General features: G+C 66.4%; 22 protein-coding genes. 12 read left to right on the top strand and 10 right to left on the bottom strand.

Going from position 1 to position 24,515, the window contains the following annotated elements; translation table 11 throughout:
- Positions 1 to 84: 84 nt before the first annotated feature.
- From BMW90_RS21940 to BMW90_RS21950, 3 genes are all read right to left on the bottom strand, one after another.
- A complete protein-coding gene (locus BMW90_RS21940; protein ID WP_074839279.1) occupies positions 85 to 2,091 on the bottom strand; it encodes a sensor histidine kinase in 2,007 nt (668 codons plus the stop codon).
- 256 nt (positions 2,092 to 2,347) lie between these two features.
- On the bottom strand, positions 2,348 to 2,872 hold the full coding sequence (locus BMW90_RS21945; protein ID WP_048534325.1) for a hypothetical protein: 525 nt from the start codon (positions 2,870 to 2,872) through the stop codon (positions 2,348 to 2,350).
- A gap of 137 nt (positions 2,873 to 3,009) precedes the next feature.
- A complete protein-coding gene (locus tag BMW90_RS21950; protein ID WP_074839282.1) occupies positions 3,010 to 5,400 on the bottom strand; it encodes a GcvT family protein in 2,391 nt (796 codons plus the stop codon).
- Between the two features lie 111 nt (positions 5,401 to 5,511).
- On the opposite strand from BMW90_RS21950, the gene BMW90_RS21955 reads away from it, so the two are divergent.
- From BMW90_RS21955 to BMW90_RS21975, 5 genes are all read left to right on the top strand, one after another.
- On the top strand, positions 5,512 to 6,363 hold the full coding sequence (locus BMW90_RS21955) for a MurR/RpiR family transcriptional regulator (protein WP_211568998.1): 852 nt from the start codon (positions 5,512 to 5,514) through the stop codon (positions 6,361 to 6,363).
- Positions 6,364 to 6,396: 33 nt separating this feature from the next.
- Positions 6,397 to 7,365, top strand: a complete 969-nt coding sequence (locus BMW90_RS21960; RefSeq protein WP_048534322.1) for a TAXI family TRAP transporter solute-binding subunit — start codon at positions 6,397 to 6,399, stop codon at positions 7,363 to 7,365.
- A gap of 126 nt (positions 7,366 to 7,491) precedes the next feature.
- Positions 7,492 to 10,092, top strand: a complete 2,601-nt coding sequence (locus BMW90_RS21965) for a TRAP transporter permease (protein WP_074839284.1) — start codon at positions 7,492 to 7,494, stop codon at positions 10,090 to 10,092.
- On the top strand, positions 10,089 to 10,517 hold the full coding sequence (locus tag BMW90_RS21970) for a universal stress protein (protein WP_048534318.1): 429 nt from the start codon (positions 10,089 to 10,091) through the stop codon (positions 10,515 to 10,517). Before BMW90_RS21965 ends, BMW90_RS21970 begins: the two co-directional genes overlap by 4 nt.
- A gap of 112 nt (positions 10,518 to 10,629) precedes the next feature.
- Positions 10,630 to 11,613, top strand: a complete 984-nt coding sequence (locus tag BMW90_RS21975) for an MBL fold metallo-hydrolase (RefSeq protein WP_074839287.1) — start codon at positions 10,630 to 10,632, stop codon at positions 11,611 to 11,613.
- 8 nt (positions 11,614 to 11,621) lie between these two features.
- On the opposite strand, the gene gspD is transcribed toward BMW90_RS21975, so the two are convergent.
- The 5 genes from gspD to gspG are packed head-to-tail and all read right to left on the bottom strand — an operon-like array spanning position 11,622 to position 15,766.
- A complete protein-coding gene (gene gspD / locus BMW90_RS21980) occupies positions 11,622 to 13,553 on the bottom strand; it encodes a type II secretion system secretin GspD (protein WP_074839290.1) in 1,932 nt (643 codons plus the stop codon).
- A 9-nt stretch (positions 13,554 to 13,562) separates the two neighbouring features.
- Positions 13,563 to 14,471, bottom strand: coding sequence for a type II secretion system protein N (locus BMW90_RS21985; protein ID WP_074839293.1), 909 nt, complete (start codon positions 14,469 to 14,471; stop codon positions 13,563 to 13,565).
- A gap of 13 nt (positions 14,472 to 14,484) precedes the next feature.
- The gene (gene gspI / locus BMW90_RS21990; protein WP_053083396.1) at positions 14,485 to 14,817 is read right to left on the bottom strand and encodes a type II secretion system minor pseudopilin GspI; all 333 of its coding nucleotides are present in this window, start codon (positions 14,815 to 14,817) and stop codon (positions 14,485 to 14,487) included.
- On the bottom strand, positions 14,814 to 15,284 hold the full coding sequence (locus tag BMW90_RS21995) for a type II secretion system protein (protein ID WP_048534313.1): 471 nt from the start codon (positions 15,282 to 15,284) through the stop codon (positions 14,814 to 14,816). Before BMW90_RS21995 ends, gspI begins: the two co-directional genes overlap by 4 nt.
- Positions 15,281 to 15,766, bottom strand: a complete 486-nt coding sequence (gene gspG / locus BMW90_RS22000) for a type II secretion system major pseudopilin GspG (RefSeq protein WP_083416155.1) — start codon at positions 15,764 to 15,766, stop codon at positions 15,281 to 15,283. Before gspG ends, BMW90_RS21995 begins: the two co-directional genes overlap by 4 nt.
- A gap of 166 nt (positions 15,767 to 15,932) precedes the next feature.
- Here gspG and gspL point away from each other — a divergent pair, with 166 nt between their 5' ends.
- From gspL to BMW90_RS22035, 7 genes are all read left to right on the top strand, one after another.
- Entirely contained in the window at positions 15,933 to 17,018 is a 1,086-nt protein-coding gene (gene gspL / locus BMW90_RS22005; RefSeq protein ID WP_275937333.1) for a type II secretion system protein GspL, read from the top strand.
- Positions 17,015 to 17,473 carry a type II secretion system protein GspM gene (gene gspM, locus BMW90_RS22010; protein WP_074839298.1) on the top strand — a complete coding sequence of 153 codons (459 nt, stop codon included), beginning with the start codon at positions 17,015 to 17,017 and terminating at the stop codon, positions 17,471 to 17,473. Before gspL ends, gspM begins: the two co-directional genes overlap by 4 nt.
- Positions 17,470 to 18,936 carry a GspE/PulE family protein gene (locus tag BMW90_RS22015; protein WP_074839301.1) on the top strand — a complete coding sequence of 489 codons (1,467 nt, stop codon included), beginning with the start codon at positions 17,470 to 17,472 and terminating at the stop codon, positions 18,934 to 18,936. Before gspM ends, BMW90_RS22015 begins: the two co-directional genes overlap by 4 nt.
- 3 nt (positions 18,937 to 18,939) lie before the next feature.
- Positions 18,940 to 20,148 (top strand): type II secretion system F family protein, encoded by a 1,209-nt coding sequence (locus BMW90_RS22020; protein WP_074839304.1) that lies wholly within the window; start codon positions 18,940 to 18,942, stop codon positions 20,146 to 20,148.
- A 65-nt stretch (positions 20,149 to 20,213) separates the two neighbouring features.
- Positions 20,214 to 21,281, top strand: a complete 1,068-nt coding sequence (locus BMW90_RS22025) for an ABC transporter substrate-binding protein (protein ID WP_074839307.1) — start codon at positions 20,214 to 20,216, stop codon at positions 21,279 to 21,281.
- Positions 21,278 to 21,808: a PulJ/GspJ family protein gene (locus BMW90_RS22030; RefSeq protein WP_074839309.1), complete on the top strand. Its 531-nt coding sequence runs from the start codon at positions 21,278 to 21,280 to the stop codon at positions 21,806 to 21,808. Before BMW90_RS22025 ends, BMW90_RS22030 begins: the two co-directional genes overlap by 4 nt.
- On the top strand, positions 21,805 to 22,662 hold the full coding sequence (locus BMW90_RS22035; RefSeq protein WP_074839311.1) for a type II secretion system minor pseudopilin: 858 nt from the start codon (positions 21,805 to 21,807) through the stop codon (positions 22,660 to 22,662). Before BMW90_RS22030 ends, BMW90_RS22035 begins: the two co-directional genes overlap by 4 nt.
- A gap of 60 nt (positions 22,663 to 22,722) precedes the next feature.
- On the opposite strand, the gene BMW90_RS22040 is transcribed toward BMW90_RS22035, so the two are convergent.
- Both BMW90_RS22040 and BMW90_RS22045 read right to left on the bottom strand, forming a co-directional pair.
- Entirely contained in the window at positions 22,723 to 22,935 is a 213-nt protein-coding gene (locus BMW90_RS22040; RefSeq protein ID WP_139211515.1) for a hypothetical protein, read from the bottom strand.
- A 15-nt stretch (positions 22,936 to 22,950) separates the two neighbouring features.
- Positions 22,951 to 24,495 (bottom strand): DUF4331 domain-containing protein, encoded by a 1,545-nt coding sequence (locus tag BMW90_RS22045; RefSeq protein WP_048534300.1) that lies wholly within the window; start codon positions 24,493 to 24,495, stop codon positions 22,951 to 22,953.
- Between the last annotated feature and the right edge of the window lie 20 nt (positions 24,496 to 24,515).

Here is a 24,515-nt window from a genome sequence, read left to right on the forward strand (position 1 = left end):
TCAGGTCGTGACGGCACTTTATGGATACACTTTTAGAGTATTTGCAAGATGTTTTGCCAAAAACGTATACGTATTAGCTGAGTTTTACTCGAAACGCCCCGTTTCAGCCCCTTGCTCCAGGGCCGAGCGGGGGCAGCGCAGCTCCCATTCCAATCCCTGTGGCGCATAGTCGATCCGCACTTCGCCCGACATCGCCGAGGCGGTCATCGTGTCGAGAACGGTCGAGCCGAAACCCTTGGACCGGGGCGGGCAGACCTCCGGCCCGCCGGTTTCCCGCCAATTCATGCGAAACGTGCTTCCGTCGATCTCCCAGCCGATGTCGACCCGGCCGGCCTCATTGCTGAGACTGCCGTATTTGGCGGCGTTGGTGGCCAGTTCGTGCAGCGCCATGCTCAGGGTCTGGGCCGCCGCCGGCGGCAGAACCACCGGCGGGCCCGAAATCATCACGCGGCTGCCGATGGTGCCGAAATGCCTGAGCTGGCTGGTCACCAGATCGGAGAGGTTGATGCGCTGCCATTCGTTGTTGACCAGCAGATCCTGATTGGCCGCCAGCGCCTGCAACCGTTCGCCAAAGATCTTGACGAACCCCTCGGGCGAATGCGCCGCGGTCTGGCGGGCGATCACCTGGACGATGGACAACAGGTTCTTGCTCCGGTGGTTGACCTCGCGCATCAGCATCTGCCGCGCCTCGTCAGAGCGGCGCCGGGCGGTAATGTCCTGAATGATCTTGATCAGATAGGCGATGCGGCCGTCGGAATGGCGCACACAGCTGACCGTTGTGTGGCCCCAGACCACCGCGCCATCGCGATGCAGGTAACGCTTTTCAAGATCGTATTCATCCGCCGCGCCCGAGGCCAGCCGGCTCCAGGCCTCGTGGTTCAGGGTGAGATCGTCGGGATGGGTGAAATCGTCAAGCGCCTCGCCCTCCATCTCGGACACCTCGCGGCCCAGCATCCGCGCCAGGCTTTCGTTGACGCGCAGCAGCACGCCATTGCCGCCGACGATGCTGATGCCGACGCCGGCATTCTGAAAGGTGGCGCGAAACCGCTCTTCGGCGGCCTCGATGGCGCGGGTGCGCTCGGCCATCCGCACCTCGAGCGCGGCATTGACCTCGGCCAGTTCGGCAACGGCCCGGCGTTGCTGCCTGGTGATTGCGGCGACAATTACCCCGGTCGCGGCGGCGACCAGCAACAGCACCTGCATCCGGGTGTGCGGCAGCACCGGCCCCGAAGGCGAGACCGCGGCGATCTCAAAGGTCTGCGCATGGGCGGCGATGGCCACCGCCAGCGCCAGAACGGCCAGCGTTGCGCCACGGAATTCGAACCGCAAGGCGGCCCAGAGAACCGGCAGCGGCAAGAGAAAGGCATGCGCCGCGCCGGTGCTCATTTCCCACGAGGTGAGCCCGAAAAGCAGCAGGCCGATCACCGCCCCCTCGAGCAGCTGCGCGCTGTCGGGCCGCGGACGCTCGCGCCAGATGTTGTGGGCGGAAATCACCAACGGCGTGGCGATCAGAATGCCGGTGGCATCGCCCAGCCACCAGACGGGCCAGGTGGTGGCAAAAGGATTCTTGCCGACAAGTGCATCAATGGCGCTGCCGAGAGTGGCGCTGATCACCGGCGCGCCCAACACGCCGATTGCCAGCAGCGCCAGGACCTGGCGTAGCGTGTCGATCCGGCGAATCGGTGCGCCGAGATACGGCGCCAGCAACAGGGCCGCCACCAGAACTGCCGCGGCATTCGCCCCGACATAGCCCAGTGCCCAGAGCAGCGGGTTGCCGAACCACAGCGCGTTGCCGGTCAGCTCGCCCAGTGCCGCCACCGCGATCCACCACGGCCAGCTTTGCCGCGGGCTGGTCAGCAACATGGCAAGGATGACGCCATTGGGTGGCCAGACCGTGATCGGGATGTCGGGGATCACCATCATCCAGCGCCCGAAGCCGGCGGCCAGCAGATAAAGCAGATAGACCGCCGCAAGTCCCAAGGCGGTGGGCCGACCCGGGCGCGCCACGGCCGTTGCCGCGGGTGCGGCATTCACCGGCGCGAGGTCGGGGCTCGTATCGACCGAAGCGGCCGCGCGCGCAGATTGGTCCACTCCCATCCCTCTCTCGTTGTGGCTCGGAAAACGACACCACGACCGGCCCGCCCGGTGGCCCGGTTGCCGATCCCGGCGTCCGATACGTAGGATATCACCGCTGGTCATCCTCCTGCGAGCGGATAAGAGTATCAAGGGAAAATCGTCGACTCCGGGCCGAACCGCTCCGGCAGGGAGCCGGGGGCAGCGTCCGGAAAGCGATGCTCCCCAAGGTCTTAGCCAGAAGTTTCCGTGGCGGAACGGATCGCCAGAGCGGTCACTGCGAGAGTTTTTCGAAGACGTCGCGGTGGGCGTCGATGCTGGGCGCCGGGGTCCGGGCCTGTTCGGTCGGCACAGCGATCCTGTTGGCCTGCCAATCCCGCAGAGTGATATTGGCCGGACTGTCCTTGCTGACCGCGAACTGCATGGCGCTGACCCGCCAGCGGTCCTCCTTGCGACGCAAGATGATGAAGCTGAGGTAAGGCTCTTCGGTCAGCAGCTGGCGCTCGCGCACATAGCGGGTTTCATAGGTGGCCCAGATCGTGTCCTCGCCCTTGCGCACCGCATCAAGGCAGCGGCGCACCATATGGGTCAGCCGCTTGCCCTGGATCTCGGCGATGAAATGCGCGCAGAGCGCCCGCATCTCGGCGCGCGTGTTGGCCACGGCGCGGCCCTGAAGACTTTCGAGCGTGCAGGGAATGTCGCAATACTCCAGCGTCGCCTCGACATCGCCAGCCATGGTGGCGTCGCCCTGACGGTCGAGAAAGTCCTGCGTGATAATCCGCGCCTGATCTTCTGTCATCTGAATGCCGGTCCCAAAAACACGCGACGTCAATATGTGATGGCAACAATGCTCGGCTTCCCTTGCCAAGACGTCAATAGCTGCGCGCCAAAATCGGTAAAAAGCGGGGCGAACCCCGCCTTTCCGGCAGGGGCGGCTCAGGGCTTCATCCGTGCGCCTTCCCTGTCAAAGAGCGGCCCGAGGGTGACTGTCGCGTCGAACAGGCGCCGCGCGATATCCACCTGCACCCGCTGCCCGTCGCCGAGGCCCTTGGCATGGCCCAGTGCCACCGGCGCGCCAATACGAAAGCCGAAGGCGGCCGAAGTGGTCTGGCCGACGATCTGGTCTTCGGCGTGGATTGGCTCGTGCCCAAGGGGCACTGCCTCGGCATCGTCAAAGGTGAGCGAGATCACGTGGTTTTCCGCGCCGGCGGCACCACGCGCCGCCAATGCCTCGGCACCAATGAACCCGCCCGTTTTGCGGATGGCAAAGTCGAGCCCGGTCTCGATCGGGGTCACATCGCCGTCAAGCTCGTGCCCCATGGCGCAGAAGCCCTTTTCGATCCGCATCGCGGTCTGGGCGTAGAGCCCGGCAGGCGTGGCCCCCGCCCCGGTCAGTGCGGCGTAGATCGCCGGGGCGTTCTCGGCGCGGCAGGTGATCTCCCAACCGGCCTCGCCGACATAGGACATCCGCGCCGCGCGCACGTGATGGCCGGCGATATGCGCCGGGCCGACCTTGAAGTACCCCAGATCGTTCAGCTCGGGCGCCCCGCAGTCCGCCGCGATCCGCGCCGCCTCGGGCCCCATCAGGCCGAGTACCGCGTAATCTTCGGTGCTGTCGGTCAGGGTAACGTCAAAGCCCTCGGCGTGCCGGCGGAACCAGGCCAGATCGCGCTTGATCGCCGCGGTGCCGACAAACAGGCGGTAGTGATCTTCGGCAATGCGATGGGCGGTGATGTCGGATTCAAACGTGCCCCGGTCGTTCAGCACGGCGGTGTAGATCACCGAACCGGGCTTGCGCGCCATGTAGCCGGCGCAACTGCGCAGCAGAAACGCCTCGGCGTCGGGGCCCTGCACCTCGATCTTGCCAAAGGGCGAGGCGTCAAAGATCGCCGCCCGCTCATGCGCCGCCGCGACCTCGGCTCTGACCTGATCGAACCAGGGCGGCCGGCCAAAGGTGAGGGCCGGTGTGGCCTCGCCGCCAAAGTAAAGCGGCCGCTCCCAGCCGTAGACCTGGCCGAACCGCGCTTCGGCGGCCACGTAGTCCTTGTGCAGCGGCAGAAGGCGCAGCCCGCGCGCGGTCTTGAGCTGCTTGCCGGGAAAGGCGATTTCGTAATGCGTGCCAAGGATTTCCGGCGCCCGGGCCATCAGATGTTCGACCGAGTTGAACACCGGTGCAAACCGCTTGGCATCGGCCTCCGAGAGATCATAGGCGGTGTGGCCATGCACGATGCAATGCGCCAGGTTCATCCCTGCCCCGCCGCCCGAGGCCATGCCGACCGAATTCATCCCGCAGCCAAGGAAAAGCCCGCGCGTCTCGGCCGTCTCGCCCAGCATGAAGGTGCCGTCGGCGGTAAAGCTCTCGGGCCCGTTGAGCAACGATTTCACCTCCGCCGTTTCCAGCGCCGGCAGCCGGTGCAGGGCGTTCATCATCATTGGTTCGAAGTGATCCCAATCCTCGGGCAGCAGGCGGAACTCGAAATTCTCGTCGAGCACGCCCGGCGCGATCGGCTTGCCCATCGGTTCGAAACACCCCACCAGCAGACCGCCGCTGTCGTCGCGAATGTAGAGATGATTGTCGTGGTCCGAGAGCGTCGGCATGTTGCCGGTGATGCCCTCGACCGGCTTGGTCAGCAGGTAGAAATGCTCGCAGGCCAGAAGCGGCACCTCGGCCCCCGCCATCGCCCCGACCTCACGCGACCAGAGCCCGGCACAGAGCGCCACGGCGTCACAGCGGATCGTGCCGCGCGTCGTCTCGACGCCGCGCACCCTTCCGTTCTCGGTCAGGATGCCGGTCACGCCGGTCTGTTCGAAGATCCTGGCATTGCGCTTGCGGGCGGCCTTGGCCAGCGCCGCGCAGACATCAGAAGGCGACACCCGCCCGTCGTCGGGCGACCAGACCGCGCCCAGCACGTCCTCGGCATTCATCAGCGGCCAGCGTTCCTTGGCCTCGCCGGCGCTGATCGAACGGGCATCGATGCCATAGGCATGGGCCAGCGCCTCCTGCCGCCGGATATGGGTCAGCCGGTCGGGGTTGGTCGCGATCGAGAGCGAGCCTTTCTGAATCCAGCCGACATTCTGGCCGGTCTCTTCCTCGAGCTGGGCGTAAAGATCGACGGAATACTGGATCATCCGGGTCAGGTTGCGCGAATGGCGCAGCGCCCGCACCTGCGCCGCCGAATGCCAGGTGGTGCCCGAGGTGAGCTGGTTGCGCTCGACCAGGACGGCGTCGCCGACCCCCATCCGGGCAAGGTGATAAAGGGTCGAGCACCCCATGATGCCGCCGCCAATGACGACAACTGAGGCGTGTTCGGGCAATGTCTCGGACATGGGGGTCTCCTGCTTGGCCATCGTGAGGCTGACTGCATGAAACACTTGTTTCAGGAGTTGACAACACACAAAACGTTTGAAACGCTCAGTTTCAGACGGAAAGGGGATTCTGTGCCGGACACCATCGAGGATCGTATCAGCGCCGAATATGTCAATCTCAGCGCGCAATTGCGGCGGGCGGCGGATTACGTGGCCTCGAACCCGGTGGATGTGGCCACCCGATCGCTGCGGGCGATGGCGCAGTCGAGCGGCGTCTCTCCGGCCACCTTTTCGCGGCTGGCCCGCATTCTGGGCTTCAAGGATTACGAATCCCTGCGCGAAACCCAGCGTGCCGCCATGGGCGAGCGGTTGGTGCCCTATGCCGATCGGGCCGAGGCGCTGCGCCGAGGCGATCAGGCGCCCGAGACCTTCCTGCACCGCCAGGCCGGGATCTGCACCCAGAACATCGCGCAGCTCGAACGCACGATCTCCGGTGCCCGGCTCGCGGCAGCGGTCGAGGCGCTGCACGGCGCCGACAAGGTTCTGCTGGTCGGGCTGCTGGGCTCGGCCGGAATTGCCGACTACATCGGCTATCAGGCGCAATTCTTCGCCCGCAACTGGTCGGTCGCCGGGCGCAGTGGCGCCTCGACGGCGGCGGCCTTTGCCAGCATGTCGCCCGGCGACGCGGTGATCGTTCTGACGAAATCGCCTTATGCCGAGGCCAGCGTTCGCGCGGTGCGTGTGGCGCGGACCAATGGTTTCACCACCATCGTCCTGACCGACAGCCACGCCTGCCCGGCGCTTGAAGTTGCCGACCATCCGTTTATCGTACCTTCACAGACAGCAAATTTCTTTTCTTCCTACACGGCAACCCTTGTGCTGATTGAAACAATGATGTCGATGCTGGTGTCCCGCGTCGGCCCCGAAGCCGAAGCGCGAATACGTGCAACGGAGGAACAGACCCGGAAACTGACCGAGGTCTGACAACTCAAAGAAGACTGAACAGAGGAGACCATAATGTTTGCACATCTCAAATTCACTGCGGCCGCGGCCGCGGTGGCGGCCATGGGCACTGCGGCCCAGGCTCAGGATCAGACATTCATCACCATCGGCACCGGCGGTGTCACCGGGGTCTATTATCCCACCGGCGGCGCGATCTGCCGTCTGGTGAACAAGGACCGCAAAGAGCACAACGTGCGCTGTTCGGTCGAATCGACCGGCGGTTCGGTCTACAACACCCGCACCATCCGAAATGGCGAGCTCGACTTCGGCGTGGTGCAATCCGACGTGCAGACCGCCGCGATGGAAGGCGCCCGCGCCTTTGACGGCGACGAGCCTTATGGCGACCTGCGTTCGGTGTTCTCGATCCACCCCGAGCCGCTGCACGTCATGGTACGCGCCGGCACCGGCATCTCGTCGGTCGCCGACATGAAGGGCAAGGCGGTCAATATCGGCAACCCCGGCTCGGGCACCCGGGCGCTGGCCGACGTGCTGATGGCCGCCAACGAGATCACCCCCGGCGACCTCGGTCTCGCCGCCGAGCTGAAAAGCTCGGAACAGGCGGCCGCGCTCTGCGACGGCAACATCGATGCCGCGATCTGGGCCGCCGGCCTGCCCAATGGCTCGACCATGGAAGCGACCTCGACCTGCGACATCGAGCTGCTTGACCTGAGTACCTCGAACCTCGAGCGGGTGCTGGAGCAGAACAAGGCCTATGCCAAAGCGAACATTCCCGGTGGCATGTATCCGGGCAATGATTCCGACGTGGTCTCCTGGGGCCCGAAAGCCACCATCGTGGCCGATGCCAATACCCCCGACGAGGTGGTCTATGTGCTGGTGAAAGCGGTCTTCGACAATTTCGATGACTTCAAGAAGCTGCACCCCGCCTTTGGTGCCCTGACCAAGGAAGAGATGGTCAAGGACGGTCTCTCGGCCCCGCTGCACCCGGGCGCGGAGAAGTACTACAAGGAAGCCGGCCTGATGTAAGCCGGCGCGCGGGGCACGGCCCCGCGGCCTGACATTGACCGGCGGCGCCTCGACGCGCCGCCGGCAACCAACAAGCGGCGCGCGGCCCTGCGGGGCCAGCGCATCCGCAGCCAACAGGGGATACCGATGGAACAAAAGCGCGGACAGCCGGGGCCCGATCCGGCGCTCGACGATATCGTGGCAGATGCCGACACGGGGGGCCGGGCACCGCATGACGCCCTTGGGCGGCGCGCGCTCTGGGTCATTCCGCTCTGTTGGTCGATCTATCAGCTCTGGATCGCCTCTCCCCTGCCCTTCATGGTCGGCTTCGTCTGGAACGACACCCAGACCCGCGCCATCCACCTCGGCTTTGCCGTGCTGCTCGCCTATCTCGCCTTTCCCGGCTACAAGGGCGCGCCCCGGCACCATATTCCGGCGCTGACCTGGGTCATCGCCATTGTCGCCGCAATCGCCGCCTCTTACCTGTGGTGGGATTATCGCGGCGTCGCCAACCGCACCGGCAACCCCAACACGGTCGATCTGATCATGGCCGGCATCGGGTTGATCCTGCTGCTCGAGGCCGCCCGCCGCTCGCTCGGCATTCCGCTGATGGCGGTGGCGCTGTTCTTCCTGTCTTATGTCTTCTTCGGCTCCTGGTCGGGCCTGCCGGAAGTGGTGCAGTGGAAAGGCGCCTCTTTCGAAAAGGCCATGTCGCATATGTGGCTGACCACCGAAGGCGTCTTTGGCGTGGCGCTCGGGGTCTCCTCGGGCTTTGTCTTTCTCTTCGTGCTCTTCGGCTCACTGCTCAACCAGGCGGGCGCCGGCAACTATTTCCTCAAGCTCGCCTTCGCGGCCCTGGGCCACCTGCGCGGCGGTCCTGCCAAGGCGGCGGTGATCGCCTCGGCGGCGACCGGGCTGATCTCGGGCTCGTCGATTGCCAATGTGGTCACCACCGGCACCTTCACCATTCCGCTGATGAAGAAGGTGGGCTTTCCCGCCACCAAGGCCGGCGCGGTCGAGGTCTCCAGCTCGATCAACGGCGTGCTGACGCCGCCGGTGATGGGCGCCGTGGCCTTCCTGATGACGGAATACGTCGGCATTTCCTATGTCGAAGTGGTCAAGACCGCCATCGTACCGGCCGCGATCTCCTATTTTGCGTTGGTCTATATCGTGCATCTCGAGGCGCTCAAGATGGGCATGACCGGCACCAGCCGCATGCACCCGGTCAAGTTCATCCTCGGCGCGATCTTCATCATCGCCATTTCCATCGTCATCGCCGGCGGCACGCTGTTCCTGACCGGGGTGATCGTCGGTGCGATCGGCAGCGCCTTTGGCGGCGCCTCGCTCTGGGTGATCGTCGCGATCATGCTGGCGGCCTATGTGGCCGCCGTGCGTTATGCGGCCCAGGGCGAAGACCTGGCGATGAGCCTTGAATCGATGGAGCATCTGCCGCCCACCAAGGAGATCTTCAAGACCGGCATCCACTACCTGATGCCGATCCTGCTGTTGATGTACCTGCTGATGATCGAACGCAAATCGCCGGGCCTCTCGGCCTTCTGGTCGACCATCGCCATGCTGTTCATCCTGCTGACGCAAAACCCGCTCAAGGCGTATTTCCGCGGCGAGGGCAACGTCATGGGCCATATCAGCGAAGGCATTTCCGACATCGCCGAAGGCATGATCGCCGGCGCGCGCAACATGATCGGCCTGGCCGCCGCCATGGGCGTCGCGGGCATCATCGTCGGCGCCGTGACCCTGACCGGCATCGGCCAGGTGATGGCGGAATTCGTCGAGTTCCTGTCGGGCGGCAATCTGCTGGCGATGTTGTTCTTTGTCGCGGTGATCTCGATCATCCTCGGCATGGGGCTTCCGACCACGGCGAATTACATCGTGGTCAGCTCGCTGATGGCCGGCGTCGTGGTCGAACTGGGGTCGCAGGCCGGGCTGATCGTGCCGCTGGTGGCGGTGCATATGTTCGTCTTCTACTTCGGGATCATGGCGGATGTGACGCCACCTGTCGGGCTGGCCAGTTTCGCCGCCGCCGCGATCTCCAAGGGCGATCCGCTGAAGACCGGCTTCCAGGCCTTCTTCTATTCGATCCGCACGGCGCTCTTGCCCTTCCTCTTCATCTTCAACACCGACTTGCTGCTGATCGATGTCGGGCCGGTCCAGGCGATATTCGTCTTTATATTCGCGCTGATTGCCATGCTGCTCTTTGCGGCGGGGACGATGAATTATTTCATGGTCAAGTCGCGGCTCTATGAAAGCGCCATCCTGCTCATCGCCGCCTTCGTGCTGTTCCGGCCGGGGTTCTTCCTCGACCAGATATCACCCGAGTTCGAAACCCGCCCGGCAACGGAAATCTTCCAGATGGCCGAGGTCGCGCCAGACGATGCCTCGCTCCGGGTCAGGCTGGTGGGCGAGAACCTCAACGGCGATCCGATCGATGCCCGCTTCCTGCTGCCGCTCGGCCCCGCCGGAGAGGAGGGCATCGCCCGGCTGTCTTCCGGCGCCGGCATCGAGTTCCGTCAGGAGGACGACGGCGGTATCTTTGTCGACAACCTCGAGTTTGGCGGGCCGTCGGAACAGCTTGGCATTGACTGGGATTGGGAGTTGGTCGAGCTGGAAGTCGCGGCCGACCGCATGCCGAAGGAAATCTTCTACATCCCGGCGCTGCTTCTGGTGCTGATCGTCTTCCTGTTGCAACGCAGACGCCAGACCGACCAACCCGAGGAGGCCTTCGCATGAGCAAGCGGTTTCTCTGCGCCATCGACCTGACCCACGAGGACGACGCAAAGGCGCTGTTGACAGAGGCGGGCCGACTGGCCCGGCTCGAGGGGGCGGCGCTCAGCGTCGTCACCGTGCTGCCGGATTACGGCTCCACCTTCGTCGGCTCCTTCTTCAAGCAGGGCACGCTCAAGAATGCCTCGGAATCGGCGCAGGAGGCGCTGCACCAGATGGAGCGGGAGCTCCTGTCGGATCTGGCGCCGGTGCAGAGCATCGTGGTGGTGGGCTCGGCATACGAAAAGGTGCTCGAGGCGGCCGAGACGGTTTCGGCCGACCTGGTCATCGTTGGCGCGCACAAGCCCGATTTCGCCACCCGTGTCATCGGCCCCAACGCCGCCCGCATCACCCGCTACGCCCAGACCTCGGTGCTCGTGGTCCGGCTGTAGGCCGCAACATCCTTGCCCGTTGCAATCGCCCGCTATCGGCGTTTGCGAGGGCGCGGCCGTGTGAAATTCACGCGGGCCTGTGGTATCCTGTCCCCGTCATGGAGGGATCACCATGGAACTGAAACCTGTAGATGCCTGCGACGTCCTCGTTCTTGTCGACAATGTCAGCGATATCCTGTCGACGGTCCCGGACAATGTTACGGCGGAAATTCCCAATGTCCTGCGGGCCGGCGCGCAGGAATTGTCGGGGCGGTGCCTGTGCTGCGCACAATGGGGGCTGTCGCTGATCGTTTCGGCCCGGTCGGGGGACACGCAACGAACGATGCTCTTTGATTCCGGGCCCGAAGATTATGGCGTCGACCGGAACAGCAACCGGTTGGGCGTGGATCTGGCGGTGATCGATGCGGCGGTCTTCTCGCATGGCCACTGGGATCACGTCGGCGGCATGATCGCGGCCTTGCGGCTCATTTCCGATGCCAAGTCCGGCGGCACGACCCCGATCTACGCCAATAGGGGCATGTTTGTCGATCGCGCCATGCAGCGCGCCGACGGCAGCCTTCTGCCGTTTGCCAAGGTGCCCTCGACCGAAGAACTCGAGGCGGCCGGCGGACAGGTGTCGTTGAACGATAATCCACAGCTGCTGTTGGACGACCTGTTCTACCTCAGCGGCGAGATCCCGCGGGTGACGTCATACGAAAAGGGGTTGCTGGGCCAGGTCCGGCTCGCCGCCGATGGCAGCTGGCAGCCGGATGAGCTGATCCTCGACGAACGCTTCGTTGCAGTGCATGTCCGAGATCGCGGCATCGTGGTTTTCACCGCCTGTTCACATGCCGGCGTGGTCAATGTGCTGCACCACGCCCGGGAGGTCTTTGACCCGGTGCCGCTTTACGGCGTCATGGGCGGATTTCACCTCTCCGGCCCCTATTGCGAATCCATCATTCCGCAAACCGTCGAGGACCTGCGCCAGTTCGACTTGCAGATTTTCGTGCCCGGGCATTGCACCGGCTGGCGGGCAACCCACAAGCTTGTCGAAGCATTTGGCGAAAGCCGGGTCGTGCCGTCGGCGGTGGGCCGGCGTCACATGTTCACCGCCTAGACCGGCGCTCAGTACAGCCCGTCGATCTCCAACGGGATCCGCTTGACCTTGCGCGATTTCAAGAGATTGCGCGGCAGCTCGTCGGCATCGGCCTTGCGCAGCCGTTGATAACGCTTCTGCGCCACGTCTTTCATCTTGTATTCGCTGTCGATCACCGTCGGCCGCATGAAGACAAACAGCGTGCGGCGGGTCTGCTGACGGTTCTTCGACCGGAACAGACGCCCCACCAGCGGCGCATCCCCCAGCCCCGGCACCTTGCTGTCGAGCGCCTGGCTGTCATCGGTGATCAACCCGCCCAACACCACCGTGCCGCCATCGCGGGCCTGCACCGTGGTTTCGATCACCCGGCGGTTGGTGATCAGATCGGCGGCGCCCTGCACGTTGGTATTGACCAGCGACGACACCTCCTGGGTGATGTCCAGCCGGACAACCCCGCCGGCGGTGACCCGCGGCAGCACCTCCATGGTGATGCCGACATCGCGGCGTTCGATGGTGGTGAAGGGTTCGGCGGTATTGCCGTCGGTGGCGAAAGAGCCGGTGCGGAACGGCACGTTCTGCCCCACCACGATCGAGGCGGCGCGGTTGTCCATCGTGGTGATCGACGGCGTCGACAGCAGGTTGGCGCGCGAGGATTGCGACAGCGCCTGCACCAGGATGCCGAAATCATCGACCGTGCCGGCCAGCGTCAGGCCAGAGGCCAGCGCCCCGGCCGGCGCCACGCCAAGCGCGGTCAACACCGCCGAAAGCGGCGCACCGCCGCTGTCGAAGGAGGTGCTGGCAAAGACCCCCTGCGGCAGATCCGGCCCGATGCCAAGCTGGGTGCCGATCCGGTCGGCGACCTCGCCCGAGACCTCGACGATTGCCGCCTCGATCACCACCTGCGCCCGCCGCTTGTCGAGCGCGTCGACGAGTTGCGTCACCTCGGCAACCTGGCGTTCCGTGCCGCGGATCACCACCGCGTTGGTTTCCGGCGAGGGCTGCACCGAAACCTCGGTCACCGCCCCGGGCTGCACCGGCGCGCCCGAGGCCTCGGCATCGGCCACCGGATTGGCCAGATCGGCGCCGCCGCGTATCGTGTTGGCGACGATCTCGGCCACAGCTTCGGCATCGGCGAATTTCAACTGATAGATATGGGTGCGCAGCACCTCTTGCGGGCTCGAACGCGGCGCCCGGTCAAGGCTCTCGGCCAGCAGCCGGATTTCGGTGAGTTCGGCATCGCTGCCGCGCACCAGAAGCGCATTGGCCTGCGGATCGACCGAGATCCGCGCACCGGTGCCGGCCGAACCAAGCACTTCGGTGATCGCCGTCGCCACCGTCGCGGCCTCGGCAAAGGTAAAGCGAACCACCTCGGTCTTGAGGCTCTCGGGGCTGTCGAAGGTGGCGGCGATGGCGGCGATCCGGTCGACATTGGCACGGGCGTCGGACACGATGATCGCATTCGGATCGCTCAGCGCCTCGATATAGCCGCTCTCGGCCACAAGCGGCCGCAGCACCCGCACCGCCTCTTCCGAGGGCAGACGGTCGAGCGGCAGCAGCCGGGTCACCACATCCTGCGAACCGGCTTCGTTGGCGCCGCTCAGCGTGCCGCCTTTGGCGCGGGCCTCGGCCTCGGGGATCACTTCCCAGATGACGCCGCTTTCGACGGCAGTAAAGCCGCGCACCCGCAGGATCGACTGAAACAGCGCCCAGACCCCGGCCCGGGTCAGCGGTTCGGCCGAGACCACGGTGACCGGCCCCTGAAGCCCCGGATCGATGACCAGGGTGCGGCCGGTGATCTCGGAGACCTGTTCGGCAAGCACGGTGATCTCGGTATTGCGAAGGTTGACGACGAAGGTCTCGCCATCGTCCTCCTGGGCCATCAGCGGCCCGCCGGCGAGCAGCGCCACGACCAAGGTCGAGACAAGCGCCACCGCGTAAAAAACCTGCCAGACTGCCCGCATTGCCTTCCCTTATCTCAGCGAGAAGGTCATCAGCAGCGTTTCTCCTGAACGCTCGACTTCCAACCGTGCCACTCCCGCCGCTGCTACTTGGTCATAAAGTTGGCGGTCTTTGTCAATGTTACCGACCGCTTGACCGTTAAGCCGCGTGACAATGTCACCCGGTTGCAACCCTGCCAGCGTCACCCCGATGTCGGGATCGGGCTTGATGCGATAGCCGCGGTCGGTGCGTTCGACGCCGATGGTCTCCATCACCTCGGCCGGGTCGCGCTGAATGCGGCCGCGCCACTTGTCGATGTAATCGTCGATGGTTTCCGGCGGCGGCGCCTCGCGCAGATCGAGCGAGCCGCGCCCGGCGGTCAGCGAGGCGGCCAGCCGCGCCAGCGGATCGTTCGGCGCCTCGGCAACCTCGGTGACATCGGCCGTCGGCGGGGCGGTCTGGCCGGCGATCAGGTCGTCGCGGATAAAACCGTCGAATCCCAGCTCGTGCTCGGTGCCGTCTATCTTGAGAATCACCGAAGCCGCCAGCACGTCGGTCAGCACAACGTCGTCTTCGACGCTCTCGCCGATGCGATAGGCATTGGTGTCGGTGCCATCGTAGATAAAGGCCCGCGACACCGCCTTGTCGGCATAGGCGAGGATGCCGCGCAGGGCGAAGTTCACCTTGGTCGGCGCCGGTTTCGCCGGGGCGTCGCTCTCGGCCACCACCCGGTCGGGCCGGCCAAAGGGGGCAAAGGCGAGGATCGCGCCGATATCGGGCGCCACCGCAGAGCCGGTGTCGAGCGGGCGCAGGATATCCGCCGGCAGGGTCGAGACCCGCGCAAGGCGCAGCCAGCCGCGCTCGTTGGCTTGCCAGCCCAGGCTGGCCAGGGCGGCGGCAAAGACAAGGGCGGTCATGGCCCAGAGCTGTCTTGCGGTCATGTCGTTCCCTTTCCTACCAGGTATAGCCGCGCAGCACGACGCCGCCGCGCGCGCCCTCGACCGTCACGATCCGTTCGGTAAGGCCGGCGTCGGTCAATGTCCGCTCGGCCTCGGTCACCGCGGCCCGGCGGCCAAAGACCGCATCCCAGGCCGGCTGCACCTCGAGCCCGAGATGGCGCGCCGCCAGCCGGTTTTCGGCCACCCAGCGCAGGGTGACCCGGTCTTCCAGCCCGGCGATCCGGCCGGTGTGATCCTCGACCACCCCGAGAAGCGCCACCGCGCCGGTGGCCAGAACTGCCAGCGCAACCAGCGTCTCGATCAGGGTAAAGCCGTCGTCACGCCTCATGTGCCGGCCTCCAGCATTGCCGCGAAGCCATCAAACCGCAACACCGCCGGGGCGCCGCCACGCAGGGTCAGGCGCAGCGGCCCGTCCTCGGGGGGCAGCAGCTCCGGGGTGATGCTGAGCGTGCCCTCCCCCTCGAGCGAGACGCCGCCGGGAAAACCGTGCCGCGCCGCCAGCACCGGCGCCGGATGCGCCTGCCAGCCGTCATCCTCCCAGACCTCGAAAACGTAACCCGTCGGATCCCAGAGCATCCGCACCGGCGCCAGCGTCTCGAGGCTGGCATCCACCGCCCGGGTCAGCCGCGCCTGCAACAGCCGCGCCTCGCGGGTGGCACCGGGCGCCTCGGTGCCCCGTGGGATCGCCAGCATCGCCGCCCCGACTGCCGTGCCGATGATCGCCAGCACCACCAGCGTCTCGATCAGGGTGACGCCCGCGTCGGGGCGGCGTGTCTGGGGGGCCGTCCGGGTCATTTCGCGCTCACTTGCACTCCATGTGCGATATCCGCGTTCACGCCGTCGCCACCGGTCTGGCCATCGGCGCCGAGGCTGATGAGATCGAAGGCCCCGGTTTCGCCCGGCGAACGATACAGGTAGTCGTTGCCCCAGGGATCGGCCGGCATCGCCGCCAGATATCCGCCCTGCGCCCAGTTCTGCGGCACCGGCGCCGCCGTCGGCCGCTCGACCAGCGCCGCCAGCCCCTGCGCGGTCGAAGGATAGACCCGGTTGTCGAGCCGATAGAGTTCCAGCGCGCTGGCGATCGAACGGATGTCGGTTTCGGCCACGGTGACCCGCGCCTCATCCGGGCGGCCAATGACATTGGGCACCACCATCGCGGCCACCACCGCGATAATTACCAGCACGACCATCATCTCGATCAAGGTGACGCCGGCGTCGGACGCCCGGCCCGGGCGGCGCTTTGGTCTGCGGCGACGCATATTGAGCACTACAAACATGCAACTTTTCTCCCCGATAAGCGTATCTATAATTGGGTGTTAGAAAAACCGTGCGGAGGAGATACAGTAGAGCATAGCACGCTCAAAGGGTGGAGAGAACCGAAAAATGCTGGCTTCACAGGACGTTAATCCTGAAATCTCCGTCAATCCGGCGGCCGATGAAGTTATGCCTGCCGCCGCTGGCGGCTCCGGGATCGGCATTTCCCTGCCGCGCACCATCCTGCCGGACGCAATAATTTCAAAGCGATTGCACGGCAAAACTGCATTCGTAATTCCAGCACTCAGCGTCACGTTGCATACGGTGCATTTGCCGGTGCGCGGACAGGCACAAAAGCTCGCGGCGTTGCCCTATGCGCTCGAGGAAGACATCGGCCGCCCCGAGGCCGAAATCCATCACGCGCTCTGCGGGGCGTCTGCCGATGGCGCCATGCTGGCCGCGGCGGTGTCGCGCGAGGCAATGACGCTGGCCGTCGATGCCGCGGACGGCGCGCTGGTGACACCGGAACATTTCCTGTTGCCGGTGCCGGCGCCCGCCGACGGCGAGGGCGGCAGCTGGATCGCCTGGCGCGAGGGCGATCTGGTGCTGGTGCGGGCCTCGGACGGCACCGGCTTTGGCGCCCGGGCCGACATGCTGGCGGCACTCTGGGCCGCTGCCGGCCGGCCGGTGATCGACAGCTATGGCGCCGCGCTGCCCGCCGGTCTTCCGGCGCGGCGCCGCAGCGCCGAGGATCTGCCGCCGCCGGGCCCCTTGCCCAATCTGCGCCAAGGCGATTTCGCCCCGCCGCAACGGCTGCGCGCGCCCGCCATCGCGCTGGCGCTTACCCTCCTGCTGGCGCTCGCCGGGCACCTCGGCCTCGCCTTTGCCGATCTTCAGCGCCAGCGCGCCACCGTCGAGACCCTGCGCGCCGAGGCGTCCGAGCTTCTGGCCCGCAATGTCCCCGGCGCCCGCGTCACCGATGACCCCCGGCTGCTCTATCGCCGCCTGGCGGCAGGCGGGCAGGAGGCGCCCGGCTTTCTCGCCGTTCTGGCGCGGGCGTCAGAGGCACTGGCGGCGACGCCGGTGCAGCTCTCCAATCTCAACTGGTCGGGTCGCGACGCAGCGCTCACCCTCGAGGCCGAGGCCCAGGGAATCGACGTGTTGCAGGCCGCCGAAGCCGCCCTGCGCGCCGCCGCTCTCGATGTGGCTGCCGGGGCCGTCACCGCCGGCGGCGGCAGCGCCCGCATGACCCTGACCGTGAGGAGCGCACAATGATCTCCGCTTTCGCTTCGCTCTCGCGCCGCGAACGGCTGCTGATCGGACTGGCCGCGGTCGTGCTGCCGGCGGCCTTGATCTGGCAAATGCTGTGGAAACCGCTCGAGGCCGAACGCGCCGCCACCGCGGCCGAGATTGCCCGCCTCGACGCGCTGATCCATGTCGCCGCTCAGGCAAATACCACCGCCAGCCAGGACAGCGCCCCGGTCGATACGCGCCCGCCCAGCCAGCGCATCACCCAGAGTGCCGCCGCCGCCGGCATCGCCCTCACCCGGCTGGAACCGGAGGGCCGGCAATTCCGCGTCGCGGTATCGGAGCTGCAATTCGACGATGCGCTGCAATGGATTGCCGCCCTGCGCGACGAGCACGGGTTGAAGGTGGCCGAGCTTGACATGGCTCGCCGCCTGACCCCCGGCGCCGTAACCCTGACCCTTGCGCTGGAGCCGCTGCAATGACCGCCCGCCTCGATTATGGCTTTGCCCGCCGCCACGGCGTGATCCTGCTGGACACCGACGACGGCGCGCCGGAATGCGCCCATCTCGCCAAGGCGCCGCTCTCGGCACTGCTCGAGGCGCAGCGCTGTGCCAACCGCGCCATCGCCTTTCGCCAGATCGACGCCACCGCCTTCGATACTGCGCTCTCGGGGCTCTACAGCAATTCCGCCACCCAGGCGGCGCAGATCGCCGCCGAGGATGACACCGATCTGACCGCGCTGGCCGAGACTGCCGCCTCGGTCGACGATCTGCTCGATCAGAAGGACGATGCCCCGGTGGTGCGGCTGATCAATGCGCTGCTGCTCGAAGCGGTCAAGGAAAACGCCTCTGACGTGCATATCGAGCTGGAAGAAACCCGCCTCGTGGTCCGGCTGCGGATCGACGGCACCCTGCGCGAGGTTCTGGAGCCGCGCCGCGCGCTGGCGCCGCTCTTGACCAGCCGGCTCAAGATCATGGGCAAGCTCGACATCGCCGAAAAGCGCCTGCCGCAGGATGGCCGGGTGTCGCTCAAGGTTGGCGGCTATGCGCTTGACGTGCGGATCTCGACCCTGCCGTCGCAATATGGCGAACGCGTGGTGCTGCGACTGCTGGACCGGGGCCAGACCCGGCTGGGCATTCCGGCGCTGGGGCTGTCCGAGGATGACCGGGCGCGCTTCGAACGGATGCTTTCTTCGCCCGAGGGGCTGGTGCTGGTGACCGGGCCGACCGGTTCGGGCAAGACCACGACGCTTTATGCCGCGCTCTCGCATCTCAACGACCGGGCGCGCAATATTCTGACGGTCGAGGATCCGATCGAATATGCCATGGACGGGGTCGGCCAGATGCAGGTCGAGGCCAAGACCGGGCTGACCTTTGCCCGCGGGCTGCGGGCCCTGCTGCGGCAGGATCCCGATGTCATCATGGTGGGCGAGATCCGCGATGCCGAAACCGCCAAGATCGCGGTGGAATCGGCAATGACCGGCCACCTCGTCCTGTCGACCCTGCACACCAACACCGCCGTCGGCGCGGTCTCGCGGCTGCTCGACATGGGGGTCGAACGCTATCTGCTGGCGCCGATGCTGCGCGGGCTGGTGGCGCAGCGGCTGGTGCGCCGGCTCTGCCCCGACTGCCGCGAACCGCACCCGCTCAGCGCCCGTGATGCGGCACTGCTGGGCCATGCGATGCGGGAAGGCGCGCCGGCCTATCACGCGCCGGGATGTGACGCCTGTTCGCAAGAGGGCTATCGCGGCCGGCTGCCGATCTACGAGGTGGTCGAAGGCACCACGACCCTGGAGCAGATGATCCACGATGGCGCCTCGGAGGCCGATCTGATCGCCGAGGCCCGCCGCGCCAGCACCAGCATCCTCGACGACGGCATCGCCAAGATCAAAGCCGGGCTGACCAGCGCCGAAGACGTCGCCCGCGCCGTGCGGGACAGGGTCTGACCGATGTCGGCCTTTCTCTATACCGCCGTCGACCAGGCCGGCAAACGTTCCAAGGGCCTGCTGGACGCCGCCAGCGCCGCCGAGGCCCGCGCCCAGTTGCGCGCCCGCGCCCTGCTGCCGCTCAGCGTCGAGGCGACGCGGGCGCGCGCCGGTGTCAGGACCTCGCTGTTTCGCCACAAGCTGTCGCTGCGCCGGCTGACGCTGATCACCCGGCAACTCGCCACGCTGATCGGCGCCTCAGTGCGGATCGACGATGCGCTGCGCATCACCGCAGACCAGCAGGTCAAGCCGCGCGACGCCTCGTTCCTTCTGAACCTGCGCAGCGCGGTGCAGGACGGTCAGAGCCTGGCCGATGCGCTGGATGCCGAACCGGCCAGTTTCAGCCCGGCGTACCGCGCCTCGGTGCGCGCGGGCGAACGTGCCGGGCGGCTGTCGGACGTGATGAACCAGCTCGCCGATCATATCGAGGCGCAATCGCGCAATCGCCAGAGCATCCAGCTGGCGCTGATCTATCCGGCGCTGCTGGCGGTGGTCTCGATCGGGGTGATCCTGGCGCTTCTGGGCTTCGTGGTGCCCGATATCGTGCGGGTCTTTACCGCCCGCGGCGCCGATCTTCCGGCGCTCACCCGCTCTCTGATCGCCCTGTCCGAAGGATTGCAACGGTTCGGCCCGATGATCGCCGCCATCGCCCTGCCGCTTGTTCTGGGCACGCTGGCGCTGCTGCGCCGGCCAGGGCCGCGCGCTGCCTGGCACCGGCTTTTGGCCACCGGGCGCCTGACCCGACGGCTGGTGCAGCGGGTCAATGCGGCGCAGTTCACCGGCACCCTGGCGATGCTGTTGCAAAGCGGCGTGCCGCTGGCCGATGCGCTGCGCGCCGCCGCCGGCACGGTGTCGAACCTGCATTTGCGCGCCCGCATCGCCACCATGACCCGCGAGATCGAGGATGGCGCCGCGCTCTCTTCGGCGGCAAAACGCGCCGGCATCTTCTCGCCCATGTTGATTGCGATGATTGCCAGCGGCGAGGCCGGCGGTACGTTGGGAGCGAGCCTCGACCGCGCCGCCAGCGATCAGGCGCGCGAGCTCAAGGCCTCGGTGGCGACGCTGGTGGCGCTGGTCGAACCCGGCGTGCTGCTGGTGATGGGCGGCATCGTGATGCTGCTGGTGTTGGCCATCCTGATGCCGATCATGCAGCTCAATTCGCTGGTCGGATGAGGCCGCGCATGGCCCCGCCACCTTCGATCTGATAGCAAGGCCGCAACCCCTCAGGAAAATCCCGAATGCCCGATCTCCTTCGCCCCTCCCGCCGCCGCTTCCTCGCCCTGACCACAGGCTTTGCCGGGCTGGCGGGCTGTGCCTCGATCGACGGGCTGGGCGAAATCGGCGGCACCACCGAGGGCCCCGGCAAGGCCGCCATCCTGCTGCCGCTGACCGGCGAACAGGCGCAGCTCGGCAAGCAGCTCGAGGCGGCGGTGCGGCTGGGGGGCGGCCCCGGCATCGGCATCGAAATCCGCGACAGTGGCTCGTCGCCCGATACCGCCGTCATCGCCGCCAAGGCCGCCGAGGCGGCCGGCGCCAACATCCTGATCGGCCCGGTATTCTCGGCCCAGACCAAGACGGTGGCCGCGGCTGTCAACATCCCGATCGTCACCCTGTCGAACGACACCACGCTGGCCGATCGCAACACCTTTGTCTTTGGCGTCACCCCGGCACAATCCGCCCGCGCGGTCTTTGCCCTCGCGGCACAGCGCAATATCCGCGAAATCGCCCTCGTCGCCCCGCCCGGCCCGCTCGGCGCCCGCAGCGCCGCCGAGGCGGTGCCGATCGCCCAGGCGCTCGGCATCACCCTACGTCCGCCGGTCATCACCGACACACCGGGCACGGTGCTGGCCGAACTGCAAGCCGGCGGCGGCCTGCCCGACGGCGTCTACCTGCCTTCGGCCGGGGCCAGCCTGATCCCCTTCGCCGAAGCCCTGGCAGGTCAGGACACGCGGATCCTCGGCTCCACCCAATGGGCGGCCCGCGATCTCGAAGCGGTGCGCGCCCTGCGCGGCGCCTGGTTCGCCGCCCCCGATCCGCTGCGCTTCGCCGCCTTTACCCGCGCCTATGAAGAACAGACCGGCGAGCCCGCCGGCATCATCTCCGGGCTGGCCTATGACGGGGCCGAACTAATGCGGATATTGGGCCAGACCGGCAAGCAGACCCGACGGGGCCTGACCCGAAAGGAGAGTTTTACCGGTGTCCTCGGCCCCTATCGCTTCCTTAGCTCGGGTCTGGTCGAACGCGGCCTCGCGGTGCTCGAGGTGGGCGCAGGTGACATCAACCTGATCGGTTCCACCTCGATATGAGGCCGCGCCCCGACGCCGGCATGACGCTGATCGAAATGCTCGTAGCGCTGGCGATTCTGTCGGTGATCGGCGTCGCCGGGTTGACCATGCTCGACACCACCCTGAACGTGCAGCGCCGCACCGAAGGCCGGCTTGACCGGATCGAGGAGATCGACCGCGCGCTGACCGTGCTGCGCCGCGATCTGGCCACCGCTGCACCGGGCTTTGCCGTGCTGGACGAGGGCGGGCTGACTTTCCTGCGCGCCACGACCGACGCTCCGCTTTCACTGCGCATCGCGCTGGAAGAGGGCACGCTCACCCGACAGGTGCAGCGCGGCCCCGAAACCCCGCCGCAGCACCTTCTGACCGGCGTGCGCGAAGCCCGCTGGCGGCTGCTCGACGGCGCCCGCCGCTGGCAGACCGCCTGGCCGGAGCCCTCGGCCAGCCCGCGGGCGGCGGAACTCACGCTGCGGCTCGAACTCCCGCAGCGCGGCGAGGTGGCCGAAGTCACCCGGCTGTTTCCGATGCCGGCGGGGGCCACCCGATGAGACGCGGCGAGGCAGGGGTCACCCTGGTCAATGTGCTGGTGGTGCTGGCAATCACGTCGGGGCTGGTGGTGTTGCTGCTGCGCCAGCAGGAAGACGGCCAGGACATCGTCGCCCGCCACGCCGCGCTGGCGCAGGCCGAACAGATCGCGCTTGGCGCCGAGGCTTCGGTGCTGGCGGCGCTGCGTCGGGATCTCGACACCGGCCCGGAGGAGGATCACTTTGCCGAACCCTGGGCCGGCGTCATCCAGGAGGAGGTCGCGTTGCCGGAAGGACGGTTCTCGGTGAAGGTGCGCGACCGTCAGGCGAAATTCGATATCAATCTCCTCACCGCGCCGGCCGTCGGCCCGCAGACGCTGTTCCAGCGCCTCGCCACGCGGCTCGACATCGACGCCGCCGAAGCCCGGCGCATTGCCGAACTCGTGGCGCTGCTCGGCGCGGTCCGCGACCTCTCCGATCTCGAAGCCCAGGGCATCGCGCCGGATACGCTGGCCCGGCTCGCGCCGCATGTCACCGCCCTGCCGGTGCCGTCGACGATCAACCTCAACACCGCCGATCCGCTGCTGATGGAGGTTCTGTTCCAGAACCCCGGGATCGCGTCGCAGTTGCTGTTCCGCCGCCGGTCGCAAGGCTTCGTGTCCCGCAAGATGCTGACCGATCTTGGCGCGCTGCGGCCCGGGCTGACCGGTTTCGGCTCGCATGCCTGGGAGGTCGAGATCCTGGCCGAGAGCGGCGCCGCGCGGGTGCGGCTTCTGAGCCTGATCCAGCGGCGCAACGATCTCGAGGGCAAGGCGGTCGCGCTGATCTCGCGCCGGTTCGACGCGCCGTTGCCGACTGAGGCGCCGGCCGAACCATGAAAAACCCCCCGCGCCGGGGCGCGGGGGGTCTGGCCTGACGGATCAAGGGGGGCTGTTCCGTCAGGGATTGAAAGGCGTCTTCTTTGGCGTCAGCTTCAGATTGACGCTTTGCGCATCAACAGGCGTGGAATTGCGGATCTGATTGAAGGCATCCACAAAGGCCTGTCCGAGGGTGGCAATGCCCCTGGGGCTGTCGCCGCCTCCGCCATCGCCTTCACAGGCGGCGAGAAGCAGCACGGCACCAAGCGCCACGCAGGTGAGTTTACGTCTCATCATCACTCACCCCGCTCAATTCTCGGCGCCGGGAAGCGGCGTGTTCAGATAGGGGAACACGGCCTGCATCTCGGTCGCGTCGATCGGCGCCCCGTCGATGAACGGCTCGTCACCCACCGGCGCATCCGACGGCTGGCAATAGCCGAGGTTGACGAAATCGCTCGGCTGGTCTTCGACCGCACCGGCAACGCCCAGTTCGGCGCCCAGCGGCACATCGTGACACAGCGCACCCATCGCCACGCGCAGCGCGACATCGACCACGTCATCACCCGGACGGCGACCATTGGGGAAGCCAGCAAGGTCTTCGGCCACAACGCCATAGGGGTGTTGCGCGCTCTGTGGTGTCGGCGGCACGGCGGTGTTCAGCCGCAGCATTTCCGACGCGGTTACCGTGGCTTGTTGGTTGAAGCCCGGCAGACCGGTGAGGAAGGTGGCGACAAGGTCATCGCGCGGAATGTTCGACGGTGCGATGTTGCTGGAAGCCCCCAGCGCCTGACGGAACAGGATATCGATCAGTGCCGGCAGCGTCGGGTTGGTCACGTAGACCGCCAGCGCGCCGTCCTGGGTGGGCTCTGCCGCGTTGAACAGATCCTTGTCAGGCAGACCGATGACAACTTCGTTGACCAGCGGGTTGGACAGCCGCGATTGCTGCACCCAGGCACCGCCATAGATCGAGGGATCTTCATAGGTCGGCGAGGGATCTTCGATCTCGGCCTGCGGCAGGCTCGAGGTGGTCCAGGCGCCGATCACGCCATTACCCGATCCGACCAGACAGTCGATCGGCACTTCCAATGCCAGCGAGGTGATGTTGAACCGGTCGACCAGATCGTCATTGGCGCGATCATTGGGGATCGAGCCTTCCAGCGGCACCATGTTCACCAGGTCGAAGATTTCGCCCAGGTTCACCGCAAAGGCCTCTTCGCGCTGGCCGGCAAAGGCACGACCGGGCGTGGCACAGCCGGGAATGTCGATGTCATAGACAAAGCTATTGGCATAGGCCTCGTAATCGGGAAAGGTCTTTTCGCCGATGTAATCCAGCGGTTTGACAAAGGTGTCATTGCCGCCCGAGGTGATTGATCGGATGGTCCCGGAGCGGCGGTCGCCGGTGACGACGTTGAGCGAATACCGCTCCTGTTCGTTCACCGTGGCATCGCCGGCGCCGGACACCTGCCCCGCCGTCTTCAGCGGAATGGCGACATCGACATTGCCGATGGTCAGCGCGATACCGTTGCCGCCGGCGCCCAGCATGTTGTCGAAATCGAACTGGAACGTCAGATCTTCGACCGCATCACCATCATTGTCGACGTGGATCTCATAGATCGCATCCTCGTCCATGGTGAAATAGTTCGGGCCACCGTAAGGGGCCTGAAGCGGCTGATAGTTTGCGATAAAGGTCACATAGCCCTGCCGGCCGGGCTCGTAACTGCGAAACATGTAAAAATCAGTACCATCAACCTTGGGTGAATGCGTGATGGCGGGCGCTTCGCGGTGCGAGGCACCCATCGCGCCCGTGGCGGCGACCGCAAGAAGGCTGATTGCCACCCCCGTGCGGATCGTCATATTATTGCTCTTCATAATTC

It is taken from the genome of Marinovum algicola (genome assembly GCF_900109145.1).
GTDB classification, from domain to species: domain Bacteria; phylum Pseudomonadota; class Alphaproteobacteria; order Rhodobacterales; family Rhodobacteraceae; genus Marinovum; species Marinovum algicola.

Coding starts and splice junctions, on each gene's coding strand:
- BMW90_RS21945 (WP_048534325.1), bottom strand. CDS start 2,872: ATGACAGAAGATCAGGCGCGGATTATCACGCAGGACTTTCTCGACCGT.
- BMW90_RS21950 (WP_074839282.1), bottom strand. CDS start 5,400: ATGTCCGAGACATTGCCCGAACACGCCTCAGTTGTCGTCATTGGCGGC.
- BMW90_RS21960 (WP_048534322.1), top strand. CDS start 6,397: ATGTTTGCACATCTCAAATTCACTGCGGCCGCGGCCGCGGTGGCGGCC.
- BMW90_RS21965 (WP_074839284.1), top strand. CDS start 7,492: ATGGAACAAAAGCGCGGACAGCCGGGGCCCGATCCGGCGCTCGACGAT.
- BMW90_RS21970 (WP_048534318.1), top strand. CDS start 10,089: ATGAGCAAGCGGTTTCTCTGCGCCATCGACCTGACCCACGAGGACGAC.
- BMW90_RS21975 (WP_074839287.1), top strand. CDS start 10,630: ATGGAACTGAAACCTGTAGATGCCTGCGACGTCCTCGTTCTTGTCGAC.
- gspD (WP_074839290.1), bottom strand. CDS start 13,553: ATGCGGGCAGTCTGGCAGGTTTTTTACGCGGTGGCGCTTGTCTCGACC.
- BMW90_RS21985 (WP_074839293.1), bottom strand. CDS start 14,471: ATGACCGCAAGACAGCTCTGGGCCATGACCGCCCTTGTCTTTGCCGCC.
- gspI (WP_053083396.1), bottom strand. CDS start 14,817: ATGAGGCGTGACGACGGCTTTACCCTGATCGAGACGCTGGTTGCGCTG.
- BMW90_RS21995 (WP_048534313.1), bottom strand. CDS start 15,284: ATGACCCGGACGGCCCCCCAGACACGCCGCCCCGACGCGGGCGTCACC.
- gspG (WP_083416155.1), bottom strand. CDS start 15,766: ATGTTTGTAGTGCTCAATATGCGTCGCCGCAGACCAAAGCGCCGCCCG.
- gspL (WP_275937333.1), top strand. CDS start 15,933: ATGCCTGCCGCCGCTGGCGGCTCCGGGATCGGCATTTCCCTGCCGCGC.
- gspM (WP_074839298.1), top strand. CDS start 17,015: ATGATCTCCGCTTTCGCTTCGCTCTCGCGCCGCGAACGGCTGCTGATC.
- BMW90_RS22015 (WP_074839301.1), top strand. CDS start 17,470: ATGACCGCCCGCCTCGATTATGGCTTTGCCCGCCGCCACGGCGTGATC.
- BMW90_RS22020 (WP_074839304.1), top strand. CDS start 18,940: ATGTCGGCCTTTCTCTATACCGCCGTCGACCAGGCCGGCAAACGTTCC.
- BMW90_RS22025 (WP_074839307.1), top strand. CDS start 20,214: ATGCCCGATCTCCTTCGCCCCTCCCGCCGCCGCTTCCTCGCCCTGACC.
- BMW90_RS22030 (WP_074839309.1), top strand. CDS start 21,278: ATGAGGCCGCGCCCCGACGCCGGCATGACGCTGATCGAAATGCTCGTA.
- BMW90_RS22035 (WP_074839311.1), top strand. CDS start 21,805: ATGAGACGCGGCGAGGCAGGGGTCACCCTGGTCAATGTGCTGGTGGTG.
- BMW90_RS22040 (WP_139211515.1), bottom strand. CDS start 22,935: ATGAGACGTAAACTCACCTGCGTGGCGCTTGGTGCCGTGCTGCTTCTC.
- BMW90_RS22045 (WP_048534300.1), bottom strand. CDS start 24,495: ATGACGATCCGCACGGGGGTGGCAATCAGCCTTCTTGCGGTCGCCGCC.